Origin of the sequence: Staphylococcus sp. EG-SA-18, assembly GCF_017151825.1 — a bacterium.
Classification (GTDB): Bacteria; Bacillota; Bacilli; order Staphylococcales; family Staphylococcaceae; genus Staphylococcus; species Staphylococcus aureus.
This window is the reverse complement of sequence record NZ_JACYVY010000020.1, coordinates 19,267-35,313: the sequence shown is the minus strand read 5'-3', so window position 1 is coordinate 35,313 and position 16,047 is coordinate 19,267. Positions and strand designations below refer to the sequence as shown.

The 16,047-nt window shown below is 30.8% G+C and carries 17 protein-coding genes and 1 tRNA gene; 11 read left to right on the top strand and 7 right to left on the bottom strand.

What is annotated here, in order from left to right:
- Positions 1–390 precede the first annotated feature (390 nt).
- Entirely contained in the window at positions 391–1,350 is a 960-nt protein-coding gene (gene hyl / locus IDG66_RS06310) for an alpha-hemolysin (protein ID WP_000857485.1), read from the bottom strand.
- A 672-nt stretch (positions 1,351–2,022) separates the two neighbouring features.
- On the opposite strand from hyl, the gene IDG66_RS06305 reads away from it, so the two are divergent.
- Positions 2,023–2,169 carry a hypothetical protein gene (locus tag IDG66_RS06305; RefSeq protein ID WP_000765708.1) on the top strand — a complete coding sequence of 49 codons (147 nt, stop codon included), beginning with the start codon at positions 2,023–2,025 and terminating at the stop codon, positions 2,167–2,169.
- A complete protein-coding gene (locus IDG66_RS06300) occupies positions 2,126–2,350 on the top strand; it encodes a hypothetical protein (RefSeq protein WP_001802045.1) in 225 nt (74 codons plus the stop codon). The genes IDG66_RS06305 and IDG66_RS06300 overlap by 44 nt, the downstream gene beginning before the upstream one ends.
- Before the next feature lie 443 nt (positions 2,351–2,793).
- Here IDG66_RS06300 and IDG66_RS06295 read toward each other — a convergent pair whose 3' ends face one another.
- The 3 genes from IDG66_RS06295 to IDG66_RS06285 all read right to left on the bottom strand — a co-directional run bounded on the left by IDG66_RS06295 (position 2,794) and on the right by IDG66_RS06285 (position 5,163).
- The gene (locus tag IDG66_RS06295) at positions 2,794–3,510 is read right to left on the bottom strand and encodes a superantigen-like protein SSL12 (RefSeq protein ID WP_000041898.1); all 717 of its coding nucleotides are present in this window, start codon (positions 3,508–3,510) and stop codon (positions 2,794–2,796) included.
- Between the two features lie 107 nt (positions 3,511–3,617).
- Positions 3,618–4,343 (bottom strand): superantigen-like protein SSL13, encoded by a 726-nt coding sequence (locus IDG66_RS06290; RefSeq protein WP_001063559.1) that lies wholly within the window; start codon positions 4,341–4,343, stop codon positions 3,618–3,620.
- 94 nt (positions 4,344–4,437) lie between these two features.
- Entirely contained in the window at positions 4,438–5,163 is a 726-nt protein-coding gene (locus tag IDG66_RS06285) for a superantigen-like protein SSL14 (protein WP_000739541.1), read from the bottom strand.
- Positions 5,164–5,600: 437 nt separating this feature from the next.
- Between IDG66_RS06285 and argF the strand changes: the two genes are divergently transcribed.
- The 4 genes from argF (at position 5,601) to elxI1 (ending at position 9,819) form a co-directional block, all read left to right on the top strand.
- Entirely contained in the window at positions 5,601–6,602 is a 1,002-nt protein-coding gene (argF, locus tag IDG66_RS06280) for an ornithine carbamoyltransferase (RefSeq protein ID WP_000793612.1), read from the top strand.
- A gap of 22 nt (positions 6,603–6,624) precedes the next feature.
- Positions 6,625–7,557: a carbamate kinase gene (gene arcC, locus IDG66_RS06275; RefSeq protein WP_001074342.1), complete on the top strand. Its 933-nt coding sequence runs from the start codon at positions 6,625–6,627 to the stop codon at positions 7,555–7,557.
- Between the two features lie 171 nt (positions 7,558–7,728).
- Positions 7,729–9,285, top strand: coding sequence for a YfcC family protein (locus IDG66_RS06270; protein WP_000432076.1), 1,557 nt, complete (start codon positions 7,729–7,731; stop codon positions 9,283–9,285).
- 306 nt (positions 9,286–9,591) lie between these two features.
- Positions 9,592–9,819 (top strand): epilancin biosynthesis-related protein ElxI1, encoded by a 228-nt coding sequence (gene elxI1 / locus IDG66_RS06265; RefSeq protein ID WP_000149423.1) that lies wholly within the window; start codon positions 9,592–9,594, stop codon positions 9,817–9,819.
- A gap of 305 nt (positions 9,820–10,124) precedes the next feature.
- Here elxI1 and IDG66_RS06260 read toward each other — a convergent pair whose 3' ends face one another.
- Positions 10,125–11,072 (bottom strand): TDT family transporter, encoded by a 948-nt coding sequence (locus tag IDG66_RS06260; protein WP_001239287.1) that lies wholly within the window; start codon positions 11,070–11,072, stop codon positions 10,125–10,127.
- Between the two features lie 248 nt (positions 11,073–11,320).
- Here IDG66_RS06260 and IDG66_RS06255 point away from each other — a divergent pair, with 248 nt between their 5' ends.
- Positions 11,321–11,509 carry a hypothetical protein gene (locus IDG66_RS06255; protein ID WP_001245802.1) on the top strand — a complete coding sequence of 63 codons (189 nt, stop codon included), beginning with the start codon at positions 11,321–11,323 and terminating at the stop codon, positions 11,507–11,509.
- Positions 11,510–11,983: 474 nt separating this feature from the next.
- On the opposite strand, the gene IDG66_RS06250 is transcribed toward IDG66_RS06255, so the two are convergent.
- A tRNA-Arg gene (locus tag IDG66_RS06250) sits at positions 11,984–12,057 on the bottom strand.
- Between the two features lie 363 nt (positions 12,058–12,420).
- On the opposite strand from IDG66_RS06250, the gene IDG66_RS06245 reads away from it, so the two are divergent.
- The 3 genes from IDG66_RS06245 (at position 12,421) to IDG66_RS06235 (ending at position 13,565) form a co-directional block, all read left to right on the top strand.
- Positions 12,421–12,555, top strand: coding sequence for a beta-class phenol-soluble modulin (locus IDG66_RS06245; RefSeq protein WP_000398672.1), 135 nt, complete (start codon positions 12,421–12,423; stop codon positions 12,553–12,555).
- A gap of 56 nt (positions 12,556–12,611) precedes the next feature.
- Complete coding sequence (locus IDG66_RS06240; RefSeq protein WP_000147103.1) at positions 12,612–12,746, top strand: beta-class phenol-soluble modulin; 135 nt, start codon at positions 12,612–12,614, stop codon at positions 12,744–12,746.
- Between the two features lie 123 nt (positions 12,747–12,869).
- Positions 12,870–13,565, top strand: coding sequence for a YjjG family noncanonical pyrimidine nucleotidase (locus IDG66_RS06235; RefSeq protein ID WP_001788648.1), 696 nt, complete (start codon positions 12,870–12,872; stop codon positions 13,563–13,565).
- A 108-nt stretch (positions 13,566–13,673) separates the two neighbouring features.
- Here IDG66_RS06235 and IDG66_RS06230 read toward each other — a convergent pair whose 3' ends face one another.
- Positions 13,674–14,114, bottom strand: a complete 441-nt coding sequence (locus IDG66_RS06230) for an N-acetyltransferase (protein WP_001289711.1) — start codon at positions 14,112–14,114, stop codon at positions 13,674–13,676.
- A 194-nt stretch (positions 14,115–14,308) separates the two neighbouring features.
- Here IDG66_RS06230 and bshC point away from each other — a divergent pair, with 194 nt between their 5' ends.
- Positions 14,309–15,922 carry a bacillithiol biosynthesis cysteine-adding enzyme BshC gene (bshC, locus tag IDG66_RS06225; RefSeq protein WP_000340475.1) on the top strand — a complete coding sequence of 538 codons (1,614 nt, stop codon included), beginning with the start codon at positions 14,309–14,311 and terminating at the stop codon, positions 15,920–15,922.
- The last annotated feature ends 125 nt before the right edge of the window (positions 15,923–16,047 follow it).

Below are 16,047 nucleotides of genomic sequence, written 5' to 3'. Positions count from 1 at the left end.
TAATTGGAGCCGTTCTTATGGACCTACATGATGAATGGATTTATTCTTCAAGAAAATACATCAATTTTGATAAGTAGAAATGGTAAAAACATTGTATAGCATTTTACACAGGAGTCTGGACTTGACTGTTTTGAACAATTTCAAAACTTTTATATAAAGGGTTTGACAACATGGAATTCAAATTTCTTATTTTAAAAATCACCTCATATAGTGTCATGTTTAGTCTAATTTTTAAGTCAGGAAAGCAAATCAAGTACATAGTTTAAATTAAAAATATCATAAGTTAATTAAACTAAATTAAGTATAAAAATTAGCCGAAAAACATCATTTCTGAAGTTATCGGCTAAAGTTATAAATTATATTTATTTGTACATGTACAAATAATTTACATTAATTTGTCATTTCTTCTTTTTCCCAATCGATTTTATATCTTTCTGAAGAACGATCTGTCCATTTATCTTTAGTATTGGTACCTTTCCAATTTGTTGAAGTCCAATGCAATTGGTAATCATCACGAACTCGTTCGTATATTACATCTATATTTGTTTGTTGTTTGGATGCTTTTCTATCCATAGTAATAACTGTAGCGAAGTCTGGTGAAAACCCTGAAGATAATAGAGAACTTGCTTTGTTAGGATCAAGGAAGTTATCTGCTGCTTTCATAGAACCATTTCTAGTTTTCATGAAAAGTTGATTGCCATATACCGGGTTCCAAGAATCTCTATCATATGGTCCCCAATTTTGATTCACCATATTGTTAAATATCACTTTCCAGCCTACTTTTTTATCAGTTGGGCTCTCTAAAATTGTTTTGAAATCAGGTTGAACATATTTCAGTGTATGACCAATCGAAACATTTGCACCAATAAGGCCGCCAATTTTTCCTGTATCATCACCAGTAACATTACCGTTGAATCCATAAGTTAAAGTACTCATATACTCTTTTGTATCAATCGAATTTCTTGGATAGTAATCAGATATTTGAGCTACTTCATTATCAGGTAGTTGCAACTGTACCTTAAAGGCTGAAGGCCAGGCTAAACCACTTTTGTTAGCACCTTCTTCGCTATAAACTCTATATTGACCAGCAATGGTACCTTTCGTTCTAATAACTAGCAGTTTTTTATTGTGATTTTTATCATCGATAAAACTATAAAATACTTTTTTGTGCATGCCATTTTCTTTATCATAAGTGACTAAATCACCTGTTTTTACTGTAGTATTGCTTCCAATATCTGTAGTACCGGTTTTAATATTAATATCAGAATCTGCGGCATTAGCGACAGGATTCATTAATATGGAACCTAGCAATAGTGTTGTTGTTACTGAGCTGACTATACGTGTTTTCATTTTCATCATCCTTCTATTTTTTTAAACGATTTGAGGAAACAATAATCAATATGTCAATTTAGAATATTGCAGTTGAGACATATCAAATATTTATAATCGTTTATATTAGTATATTTAATATAGCAACTGATAAATTACTGAGTGATGATGAGTGATTATTTTAAGAATATGTTTTTAACTTTTATTTAAAATTTGAAAGGAAGCATTTCAATTTCGAGGGTTAGTCAAAGTTGAATAAATTCTTTATGAAACAAGGAAAAGACATAGCTAATTCTATTGATTAATTTCTTTAAAACTAATGATTTGTTTGATTTAAAAATGTAATCGATTGCAATATAAAAATACAAATATCTTAGAATTAAATCAATTAATTAACTATTAAATAAAAATTAACTATATATTAACTACTGTAAATTAATAAATAGAAATAGAGAAAAAGGGTATTAATTATGTTTGGAATTTCGTCGGGAATAAATTTTGCCATTACATAGAAATATCTAATAGATAACGAAAAAGTATCGTATGTATTTTTAATATAGTGTAAAATATTATATGTAAAATAAAATGTAGATTTTTAGTTAGAGGCATTATAAGAAAATTTTGAGTATAGGTTAGCTTTTAATTATGAATCTTATTGAAATTTGATTAATAAAAATATGATAGGGGATTAAAATGAAACTATTTTATATCGTATTTCTTATTATTATATGGCTGAATATATTTTTAGGAAATGAAATCATCCATACACTGACTGTTTTAATAACAACATTATATATTGTTAATTCAAGAAAGGGGATTAAAAATGACAGAGTTGAATAATATTATAAACTCTCTTCAATCTTTGTTTGAGTCTGAATCAGGCTATAAAATTTCGAAAAATTCAGGAGTTCCATATCAAACAGTACAAGATTTAAGAAATGGGAAAACCAAACTAGAAGATGCTAGATTTAGAACGATTATTAAACTTTATAGTTACTATGTCTCATTAAAAGAACACTAATCATGGGACAATAAAGTATTGCTATAATAATTGAATCATTAAATGAAGGAATAGAGCCTAAGACATAATAAATCAATGTCTTAGGCTCTACAATATTATATTGGTAGTAGTTGACCGAATGAAAATGCCCATGTAACAAGCATTTTTCAATTATAGGCGGGGCCCCAACACAGAAGCTGACGAAAAGTCAGCTTACAATAATGTGCAAGTTGGCGGGGCCCCAACATAGAGAATTTCAAAAAGAAATTCTACAGACAATGCAAGTTGGGGAGTGACAACGAAATAAATTTTATAAAATACTATTTCTGTCACATTCCTACTCCCAATTCCATTTAAATATATAGAAAATTTTACCTATTATATACATCATACACTTTAAAAATTATCATTTAAATAATCTGATTTGGAATTAAAGTGCATGAAGTATAAGTCACCTTCATATACTAATCAAAGAGGACGTCAACAGTTATTTTATTAGGATTTTTAACATAAACATTTGCTAGATCTGAATGTAATCTTTTGCTTAAATCAATAGTGTAGTTATTACCGCCACCGGTGATCTTAAGCTTACCTTTATTACGATTTTCGTTATATAATATTTTATTTTTTATTAACGCTTCTCGTGCACGGAAATCGATTTCTTTCAATGTTAATACTGGTTTATTGCCTTGGTATATTTTATGCGCACCAATAATCGTTTGTAGTTTATCTTTGTATTGCACAAAAAGATTATAAGTTTTATCAGAAGGTTTTGCGGCTGGTGTAACGCCACCTGTAAATGTCTCTCTATAAGACCACCATAACTGATCAGTATCTTTGTCTTTTAGTCCAAACACATCTACGTAACGACCTTTTAACTGATTAATATTTCCCCAACTTTCAGCGCCCCATAAAGATATATGTGCTGACCATGAATATCTCTTAAGTTCAACATAAATGTTTCCATTATCATATTGATATAGCCATTTATTTGAAAATGAAAAATGAGGCTGTGTGTAATATTTAATTAATTCATTGATGTTAGTTTCATCTTGACCAATGCTATAAGCTTTAGCTTCAGAGTAAAAACTAAATACTGGTTTTTGATTTTGAGGTAATACAGTACCTAATAGTAATAATGTTGTCGTTAAAATTATATTTTTCGTGATGTTCTTACTCATTAGAACATCTCCTTTCAGAGGAATCATGATACGAGGAATAAGAAATTTAAATGTGAGCGAAGTCAATATAGTATTTGCGATTATTTTTATTAACTCCATTATTATTGTTAGTTTGATTTTTCGAGGATAACTTCAATTTTTGCATTTTGAGGTTTTTTAACATATCTATTTGCATCAGTTGATGGCAACCTTTTACTTAAATCTATCGTGTAGTTATTGTCTGCACCTGTTATTTTAATTTGTCCTTTATTATAAGAATTATTATATAATTTTTTACTTTTAATTAATGTTTGACGAATACGAAAATCTAATTCTTTTAAAGTTAAAACAGGCTTATTGCCTTCATAAACTGGAAATCCGCCAGTAAACGTTTCTGCTTTATCTTTATATGTCACATTCAGTTTATAGTGTTTATCGTTAGATGTTGCTGCAGGAGTAACACCACCAGTAAACGTTTCTTGAGATAATGCAAAAGAATCAATGGTTTCTTGGTCTTTTATGCCAAAAATATCAACGCTTTTATTTCTTAATTGGTTGATATTGCCCCAACTTTCAGGTCCATAAACTTGAATATGACTATACCAAGAAAACTGTAACAACGTTGCATGAATCGTACCGTTATCTTTTTGCCATAACGTACTGTTAGAGAAGGTTAAATATTTTTGCGAGTAATATTTAGTTAACTCATTAACGTTAGTTTCGTTTTGATTTATATAATAAGCTTTCGCTTCAGATGAAGAATTGATAGGTGTATTAGGAAATTGTGTAGATGCTGTACCTAATAGTAACAATGTTGTTGATAAAATAATTTTTTTCGTGATGTTATTGTTCATTCGAATTTCTCCTTTGAGTATTGTTGGAATGTTTAATTATAAAAAGGGGTTAATTAGATAATTGAAATTATCCGCATTTACAAAAGGTAATAGGTTAGTTAGATTTTTCGAGTATGACTTCAATTTGTGCATTTTTAGGATTTTTAACATAACGGTTTGTGTCAGTTAATTTTAACTTTTTACTTAAATCAATCGTGTAATTATTTCCATCAGCAGTTATCTTAATTTGACCTTTATTAAATTCTCCGTTATATAACTTTTTATTTTTTATTAATGTTTGACGAATACGGAAATCTAATTCTTTTAAAGTTAATACTGGTTTATTTCCTTTGTAAAATTCATGTCCACCGATGATAGTTTGTTGTTTATCACTATATTTTAAAAATAGTCTATAAGGCTTATCAGATGAAGTAGCTGCTGGCGTAACACCACCAGTAAATGTTTCATCATAAGTCCAGTAACCTTCAACTGTGTCCTCATCTTTAGTTCCAAATATATCAACGTATTTATTTCTTAACTGATTAATGTTTCCCCAACTCTCGGATCCAAACACTTGAATATGACTATACCAAACCCACGTTTGCAATGTTGCATGAATGCTACCATTGGGCTTTTGCCATAACCATTTATTTGATAGTGATAAATGAGGCTGTGTATAATACTTTATTAACTCATTGATATTAGTCTCGTTTTCACTGATATTATAGGCTTTTGCTTCAGATGAAAAACTGATTGGTGTTTTAGGAAGTTGTGTTGATGTAGTTCCTAAAAGTAACAATGCTGTTGATAAAACTAATTTATTCATGATGTTCTTTTTCATATGAAAATCTCCTTTGCGTGAATTACCCAAAGTATATAAGCTATTACACCGATTCGGAATTAAATAAAAGCTAAAACTATGTTAAATAAACTTAAACAGTTAGTAGTGTTATTTAAGCAAAACTTATCATTTTTAAGTTTTGGACAGAAACAGTACTTAATAAAGTAGGCGGGAGTTATATATTAAAAACGACACGTTACAATTATTCTCTAATCAATTGCATTAAATTGTTTGATAATTGAATTTTCTAACTACTTGAAAAATAGTTATACTTTAAATGTAGTACTTATTTTAATTATTTCCTACTACTTAAATTTAATATTAATAAAATGTTCATTTAATTATTGATAAAATATTACAAATTTTAATAGTAGGTTGTGTTTATTTTGTATGCGCTTACAATTTAGGTGTAACTAAAATAAAAGGAGTTGTTATTAATGAAAAATTTACGAAACAGAAGTTTTTTAACTTTATTAGACTTTTCACGACAAGAGGTAGAATTCTTATTAACACTCTCCGAAGATTTAAAACGTGCTAAATATATTGGCACTGAAAAGCCTATGTTAAAAAATAAAAATATTGCACTGTTATTTGAAAAAGATTCTACAAGAACGCGATGTGCATTTGAAGTTGCAGCGCATGATCAAGGTGCAAATGTAACTTATTTAGGCCCAACTGGATCACAAATGGGTAAAAAAGAAACAACTAAAGATACTGCACGTGTGCTTGGTGGAATGTATGATGGCATTGAATACCGTGGTTTTTCACAAAGAACAGTAGAAACTTTAGCTGAGTATTCAGGCGTACCAGTGTGGAATGGTTTAACTGATGAAGATCATCCTACTCAAGTTCTTGCTGATTTCTTAACAGCAAAAGAAGTCTTAAAAAAAGATTATGCAGATATTAACTTTACATATGTTGGAGATGGTCGTAATAACGTTGCAAATGCATTAATGCAAGGTGCTGCCATTATGGGTATGAACTTCCATTTAGTTTGTCCAAAAGAATTAAATCCAACAGATGAATTATTAAATCGCTGTAAAAATATTGCCGCTGAAAATGGTGGCAACATATTAATCACAGATAATATTGACCAAGGTGTAAAAGGTTCGGATGTAATTTACACTGACGTTTGGGTATCAATGGGTGAACCTGATGAAGTATGGAAAGAACGACTTGAATTATTGAAACCATATCAAGTAAATAAAGAAATGATGGATAAAACTGGTAATCCAAATGTTATTTTTGAGCATTGCTTACCATCTTTCCATAATGCTGATACGAAAATTGGTCAACAAATTTTTGAAAAATATGGAATTCGAGAAATGGAAGTTACAGATGAAGTATTCGAAAGTAAAGCTTCAGTTGTATTCCAAGAAGCTGAGAACAGAATGCATACAATCAAAGCAGTGATGGTTGCTACATTGGGTGAATTTTAAATGATATAAGGAAGTGAATATGATGGCGAAAATAGTAGTAGCATTAGGTGGTAATGCTTTAGGAAAATCACCTCAAGAACAACTCGAGCTTGTTAAAAATACTGCGAAATCATTAGTAGGATTAATAACAAAAGGACATGAGATTGTTATTAGTCATGGTAATGGACCACAGGTTGGAAGCATTAATTTGGGACTTAACTATGCTGCAGAACATAACCAAGGTCCGGCATTTCCATTTGCTGAATGTGGCGCAATGAGTCAAGCTTACATCGGCTATCAATTACAAGAAAGCTTACAAAATGAATTGCATTCTATTGGAATGGATAAACAAGTGGTAACACTAGTGACACAAGTTGAAGTTGATGAAAATGATCCGGCATTTAACAATCCTTCAAAACCAATTGGGTTATTTTACAACAAAGAAGAAGCTGAACAAATTCAAAAAGAAAAAGGATTTATATTTGTTGAAGATGCTGGAAGAGGATATAGGCGCGTTGTTCCTTCACCACAACCCATCTCTATTATTGAATTAGAGAGTATTAAAACACTTATTAAAAATGATACACTCGTTATTGCTGCTGGCGGTGGAGGTATACCAGTAATTAGAGAGCAACATGATGGTTTTAAAGGTATTGATGCAGTTATAGACAAAGATAAAACAAGTGCATTGTTGGGTGCTAATATTCAATGCGATCAATTGATTATTTTAACAGCAATTGATTATGTATATATTAATTTTAACACTGAAAACCAACAGCCTTTGAAAACAACAAATGTTGATGAATTAAAACGATATATAGACGAAAATCAATTTGCAAAAGGAAGTATGTTACCAAAAATTGAAGCAGCCATATCATTTATTGAAAACAATCCAAAAGGAAGCGTGCTTATAACATCATTAAATGAATTAGATGCTGCCTTAGAGGGTAAAGTAGGTACTGTGATTAAAAAGTAATTGAATTGAAACGCTTTTCAATTACTATATGTCAAATGCATGATTTTTATTATTTATGTGCACCCCCTGAAAATAATGCCTCTATTTTGATGCGGGGTGCACTTTCTTAATTTATATTTATAAAATCTTTAAGGTAGAAATGCTAGGTTAAATGTCGAAGGAGATGAAACCGTGGAAAATACAATTAATGAAAGTGAAAAGAAAAAACGATTTAAATTAAAAATGCCAGGTGCATTTATGATTTTATTCATTTTAACGGTTGTTGCAGTTATAGCAACATGGGTTATTCCTGCTGGTGCATATTCTAAACTTTCTTACGAACCTTCATCCCAAGAACTAAAGATAGTTAACCCTCATAACCAAGTGAAAAAGGTTCCGGGTACGCAACAGGAACTAGACAAAATGGGAGTTAAAATTAAGATTGAACAATTTAAATCAGGTGCAATTAATAAGCCGGTATCAATTCCGAATACTTATGAAAGATTAAAGCAACATCCAGCTGGACCAGAACAAATAACAAGTAGCATGGTTGAAGGTACGATAGAAGCGGTCGATATCATGGTATTCATTCTTGTACTAGGGGGACTTATTGGCGTAGTTCAAGCCAGTGGTTCTTTTGAATCGGGATTGTTAGCTTTAACGAAGAAAACAAAAGGGCATGAATTTATGCTAATTGTGTTTGTATCAATACTAATGATTATCGGCGGGACGTTATGTGGTATTGAAGAAGAAGCTGTAGCATTCTATCCGATTTTAGTCCCTATATTTATAGCGTTAGGATACGATTCTATCGTTTCAGTTGGTGCCATATTCCTTGCCAGCTCTGTCGGTAGTACATTTTCAACTATTAACCCGTTCTCGGTTGTAATTGCCTCTAATGCCGCTGGTACAACTTTTACGGATGGCTTGTATTGGAGAATAGGTGCTTGTATTGTCGGTGCGATTTTTGTTATTAGTTATTTATATTGGTACTGTAAAAAAATTAAAAACGATCCTAAAGCGTCATATTCTTATGAAGACAAAGATGCTTTTGAACAGCAATGGTCTGTATTAAAAGATGACGATAGTGCCCATTTTACTTTGCGTAAGAAGATAATCCTTACATTATTTGTACTACCATTTCCAATTATGGTATGGGGAGTTATGACGCAAGGTTGGTGGTTCCCAGTTATGGCTTCAGCATTTTTAATATTTACAATTATAATAATGTTTATTGCTGGGACAGGTAAATCTGGATTGGGAGAAAAAGGAACTGTAGATGCATTTGTCAATGGCGCATCAAGTTTAGTAGGTGTATCTTTAATTATTGGTTTAGCTCGAGGTATTAATTTAGTGTTGAATGAAGGTATGATTTCAGATACAATCTTACACTTTTCATCATCTTTAGTTCAACATATGAGTGGACCATTATTTATCATCGTATTACTATTTATTTTCTTCTGTTTAGGTTTTATCGTGCCATCATCTTCTGGATTAGCGGTATTATCAATGCCTATCTTTGCACCACTAGCTGATACAGTAGGTATACCAAGATTCGTCATCGTTACGACATATCAATTTGGTCAATATGCGATGTTATTCTTAGCGCCGACTGGACTTGTTATGGCCACACTACAAATGTTAAACATGCGATATTCACATTGGTTCCGATTTGTATGGCCGGTAGTTGCTTTTGTATTGATTTTCGGTGGCGGACTACTAATTACGCAAGTACTAATTTATTCATAATTTGAAATGCTATATTATAAAAATACTAAATGGGTTTTATGCATCTCGTAGGTTTGTAGAAATACTAAACTAAGCGAGGTGCATTATTATTTTTGATTAAGAAAATAATGACGGTAATCATAACACTAGTAAGTAATTGATACAATACTTTATTTAATAATGATATTTTTAAAATTTGTTTTTAATGTAATGTTAGATCTATGGTATATTATATTTATCGTGGTAAAAATGTATTTGCTGTAAACAGTTTTTGTAACACATGATACATATGGTTGTGAAAATAGCATATATAAAGGATGGCTATAAATGACACATTTGACAAAGGTTTTAGATACACTAACTGGAATATGCGTAGTATTATTATTTAGTAAATATTTTGTGGCGTATGCAAATATGGTGTTTGATTGGAATTTAAGATGGTATTTGCTAGAAAACATACCACATTTGCCAATTATATTATTTATTCTGATGTTTATTTTCGGAGTACCTTCTGAAATGATAAAAGATAGGCAAAGGAAAAATAACGGCGTTTAATTTATCGATATTTAGAGGTGATAAAATTTGTCAACTATTACAAAGACTAAAATAAAAATCTTTATTAATTATTTTATTGGTATATTAGCCTTGGCGTTTGCTGCTTATATATTATTTAAATAAAGGTTAGAGTGAAACGTGTTTATGAACTAGACGTTCTAGTATAGTTACTACAGCTTTAGTCAGAAGGTATCATTGATAAGATCATATTAAATCAAAGAGGCATTGATATACACTAAAAAGAGGCAAGATTACCTGCCTCTTTTTTAGTTATTAAATATGCGTGTTAATTCTTGGTAATAGTGTTACTGAGACGCATTACGAAGAAATTTATCTTGTTTTTCCTTTTTTAAAAAGAAGTGAAGGTATCCTATAAAGACTCTAAGTACTATTACAGTGGCTAATAACACTTCGATAAACAAAAGACCTTTCCAAATGTCTGGAAACATAAGTACAGGCAAACTGTTCTTTAAAGCAGTTGCTGAGATTACTAAAGGGAATGTGAAAGCTGAAAATACGGGCGAAAAAGGTTCTTTTAGTAATTTAGGCAATTGTATAATGATATAAAAATAAAATATTTGAGCTAATATTAAAAATATAATTACGATAAAAGCATTCGCCTTAGGAAAGGCTATAACATATGCTGCAGCGACTAAAGAAAATGGTGCACAAATTGTCGATGTGTTCGGTTTGATTGACGTCTGCAATGGAAATGCTTTTAATCGCTTGAAAACTATAGGTAAGACAATAGAAGTAGCTACAAAGCCATATATTACTGTTAATTGACCTATGAAAAAATATCCGCTAACGGGTGCCGTCAATCCTGCGATAGCAATACCAATAAAAAGTACAGTCCACGAAGGATAAACATTTTCAAGTGAAAAATCTTTTAAATATTTTATTGAAAAAATAATCATATGCGTCATAATTCCCACAAGGCATAAAATCCAAATAGGCGTTATTAAGCTATTGATAAAAGTTATGTTACTAAAAAATGTATTTAAATAAGTAGTACCTAAAAAGCCAGACATGAAAAATGTTGTGAACACTGATGAAACTAGAGGACTGTTTAATTGTTCTTTCACATTATTAAAATATTTGATCATAGTACATAAAAGGTGAATCCAAATCAAGAAAGCAAAGATTCCGCAAACAGCGTTTAAAGTAAGAGATAAGTCTTTTAATAGATTACCCAGGCCTAATAATCCTAAGACTAGTCCTGACGTTACTAGAGGTGCTTTTTGAAGTCTCATGATTTACAACCTTTCTTATGTGATTTTCTTCACTAATTATATCATGATAGCTATGGCCAATTAATAAGAAGAGTGTGTACTATTACGTTATTAGAGTATGTATATTGGATTGATAGACACATAATTGACATTTAAATCTCAAAATTAATGATATTTGAGGTATGCTTTGCAACCTAAATATTGGAATATGTGGAAAAGTAATTATTTAATTTAAATGATGATTGAAGATTTACAAGGGGGTGTACAAAATGAGAAATCAAATTCAAAAACTATTAGACAGTGATTTGAGCAGTTTACATATATCGAAACAAACAGGAGTTCCACAAAGCACAATACACAGAATGAGAAAAAATGAAAGATCATTAGACAATATGTCATTGAAAAACGCTGAACTACTTTATAAATTTGCCAATAGTATATTTAGCAATGAAAATTAAGAAGAATAATTAGTGAGTTAAATAATTAAAAAACCACGTCTCGATGGACGTGGTTATTTTTTTTAGATGTATATAATTATAATTATAGGATTTCGGGCCCCTGAAAAGTCCCTAAAATTTTGAATAGTATCAAAATCTATAGGAATAATATAATAATAAAAATCTCTACGCATGCAAATGGTGAGTGTTAAAAATCTTGGTGTAGTGTTGGTGTAGTTCAGGTGCAGTATAGATGAAATTTGAGCACAAAATTACTTAATTAAAAATGTATAAACAAGTGTCAGACGCGTGTCAATTGTGTGTCAAAAAATTCTATAACGAATAAGCATGCTTGTTTTAATTACTGTATTTTCGGGGCTTATGCGGGGGACGTTTTGGTGACGCATCATACTATATTACTGAAATTCAAAACAAAAAGAGCCCCGTAATCACGGAACTCTTTTGTTTGGTAATGCGTATAAAAATACCTATAAACGTCCTGGGAGGGATTCGAACCCCCGACCGATGGCTTAGAAGGCCATTGCTCTATCCAGCTGAGCTACCAGGACACGTTTAACAACACAAGAATTATTATATCTAAATGAACTTAAATTAGCAATACCTTGTAAATAAAAAATGTTTATATTTTTCACTATTATAGAGCTATTTATCTAAAAAGGTTCAATAAGACTTAAATACGAATTCAGGCAACTTAATTGTGTTAAATACAGTTTTGAATGCCTAACTGTATTTCTTTTCTCTTTAAAATACAGTTAAGTACATTATAAGATGTTGTGCGGATAAACAAACTAATTGCATCAAATTTATTTTAAAATAACAACAACAAAACGTTAAGCGAATAACATTTCGGTGATTTAAAAGCTACGCACGTTTTTGTTATCTTCAAATTTAAATTTTAAGGAGTGTTTTCAATGGAAGGTTTATTTAACGCAATTAAAGATACCGTAACTGCAGCAATTAATAATGATGGCGCAAAATTAGGCACAAGCATTGTGAGCATCGTTGAAAATGGCGTAGGTTTATTAGGTAAATTATTCGGATTCTAATTTCAATATGTTATGTAAGTAATCAGTATTATTTCAAAGGTGAGGGAGAGATTTAAATGACTGGACTAGCAGAAGCAATCGCAAATACTGTGCAAGCTGCACAACAACATGATAGTGTGAAATTAGGCACAAGTATCGTAGACATCGTTGCTAACGGTGTGGGTTTACTAGGTAAATTATTTGGATTCTAATATAATAACTAATATTCTTTAAAATAAACTGGGTGAGCATACTTTAATGTTATGCACTCAGTTTATTTTATTTGCAGAAATTTGAGCCTCTGTTAAGATTTAGATACATAGACAATATAGGAGATGGGGAAATTGGGATATAAAAATATTTTGATAGACTTTGATGATACAATTGTTGATTTTTATGATGCAGAAGAATGGGCGTTTCACTATATGGCGAATGTTTTTAATCATAAAGCAACAAAGGATGATTTTTTAACATTTAAAAAAATCAATCACCAACATTGGGAAGCTTTTCAACAAAATAAATTAACGAAGTCTGAAGTATTATCAGAACGATTTGTGAATTACTTCAAACATCATCAAATGGAAGTTGATGGGCATCGTGCAGATGTGTTATTTAGAAATGGATTAGCAGAAGCTAAAGTTAAATACTTTGATCAAACATTAGAAACAATTGTCGAATTATCGAAAAGACATGATTTATATATTGTTACTAATGGTGTAACCGAAACGCAAAAGAGAAGGTTAAATCAGACGCCGTTGCATAAATATATTAAAAAGATATTTATATCTGAAGAAACAGGATATCAAAAACCTAATCCGGAATTTTTTAATTATGTTTTTAATGATATTGGTGAGGATGAAAGACAGCACTCGATTATAGTTGGAGATTCTTTAACATCTGACATTCTAGGTGGAATCAATGCGGGTATAGCTACTTGCTGGTTTAATTTTAGAGGATTTGATCATAATCCAGGAATTATACCTGATTATGAAATTAATTCATGGAAACAACTAAATGATATTGTACGTTAAGACAAATAATTTGAAAATGATTTACTTATATTAGCTTAAGAAAGTAATTGTAAAAAAGACACTACGAAAAGATGCATTTTCATGCTCGTAGTGTCGAATATTATTATCTTATGGTTTCCACAATAAGACATCATGTCCCTCTATATTTTTAGCTTCCACATCTGTAAATCCATGATGTAAAAAGAAATCCTTAGAATCATTTCTGCCAATGGCTTTAATTGGCATATTGAAACTCTTTGCAAAATCAATCAATTCTGAAGCGTACCCTCTGTTTTGATATTTTGGTAATACTTCTAACTTCCATAATAATATATAATCTTCAAAATCTGGGAAGTAGATTTCTTCGACATCACCTTTTTTTAGTAATGCCATTCTAGCTCCTAATTGATCTCCGACAAATATGCCATAAAATGGTGAATCTGAACTTGCATCAATCATTTGACCGTTTAACTCATTGACCATGTATAAGTCTTTGTTGCCAAACGCTCTAAAGTTTTCGAATAATTCGTCAGTTTTGTAATTAATTTCAAGACGTTTGATTTCACTCATATTTATCTACCCCTTATTTGTTTACTACTATTATTATACATTAAACCACTTGTGTTTTTCATTGATTTGAAAATGTAAAACAATGAATATTATAAATTTTCCATGATTAAATTGATTTTCAAGCCGTAAAATTGTCAATCACCGGTATAGACTTTATACTATAGTTTGTAATCGCGTACTTAAGGAGAAAAAACATGGACTGTAAAGTAGTTAGTTTAAATGAAAAAGATCAGTTTATACCAAAAATAAAGAGCAGTGACCCTGTAATAACAGGATTATTTCAATATGATGCAGCTCAACAAACTAGTTTTGAAAAAAGGATGTCTAAAGAAAATAATGGAAGAGAAGCGGCATTAGCGAATGTTATTCGTGAATATATGAGTGATTTAAAGCTTTCAAGTGAACAAGAATTAAACATACAACATTTAGCTAATGGTTCAAAAGTTGTGATTGGTGGACAACAAGCAGGGCTTTTCGGGGGACCATTGTATACATTCCATAAAATATTTTCAATCATTACTTTATCTAAGGAATTAACGGATACACATAAGCAACAAGTAGTACCAGTTTTTTGGATTGCAGGAGAAGATCATGATTTCGATGAAGTGAATCATACATTTGTTTATAACGAAAATCATGGGTCGCTGCATAAGGTTAAATATCATACAATGGAGATGCCAGAGACGACTGTCTCTAGATATTATCCTGATAAGGCTGAGTTGAAACAAACTTTAAAAACGATGTTCATTCATATGAAAGAAACTGTTCATACACAAGGTCTACTGGAGATTTGTGACAGAATTATTGACCAATATGACTCGTGGACTGATATGTTTAAAGCACTACTGCATGAAACATTTAAAGCATATGGCGTTCTATTTATAGATGCGCAGTTTGAGCCGTTAAGAAAAATGGAAGCGCCTATGTTTAAAAAGATTTTGAAAAAACATCAGTTGCTTGATGATGCTTTTAGAGCAACACAACAACGTACTCAAAATCAAGGCTTGAATGCGATGATACAAACAGATACAAATGTTCATTTATTCTTACATGATGAAAATATGCGTCAATTAGTTTCGTATGATGGTAAGCATTTTAAATTAAATAAAACAGATAAGACATATATAAAGGAAGAAATTATAAATATTGCGGAAAATCAACCTGAATTATTTTCTAATAATGTAGTGACAAGACCATTAATGGAAGAATGGTTATTTAACACGGTGGCATTTGTTGGAGGACCGAGTGAAATTAAGTACTGGGCTGAACTAAAAGATGTATTTGAACTATTTGATGTTGAAATGCCTATCGTGATGCCAAGGCTTAGAATTACTTATTTAAATGACCGTATAGAAAAATTACTTTCGAAATACAATATTCCATTAGAAAAAGTGTTAGTCGATGGTGTTGAAGGAGAAAGAAGTAAGTTTATTAGAGAACAAGCATCACATCAATTTATTGAAAAGGTAGAAGGTATGATTGAACAACAGCGTCGTCTAAACAAAGACTTATTAGATGAAGTGGCGGGGAATCAAAATAATATTAACCTTGTGAATAAAAATAATGAAATTCATATACAACAGTATGATTATTTGTTAAAACGTTATCTTTTAAACATTGAAAGAGAAAACGACATCAGTATGAAGCAATTTAGAGAAATTCAAGAAACACTCCATCCAATGGGAGGATTACAAGAAAGAATATGGAATCCACTTCAAATTTTGAATGATTTTGGGACAGATGTGTTCAAGCCCTCCACCTATCCACCACTTTCTTACACTTTTGATCATATTATTATAAAACCTTAATATACCAAGGGTTTAGCCCGATTTATCTTAATGATAAATCGGGCATTTTTTTGTTTTTTAAAATAAATTTCACAAATTTTGTATAAATAGTGGTGGATAGTGGGGAGATGTGGTAAATTATATAT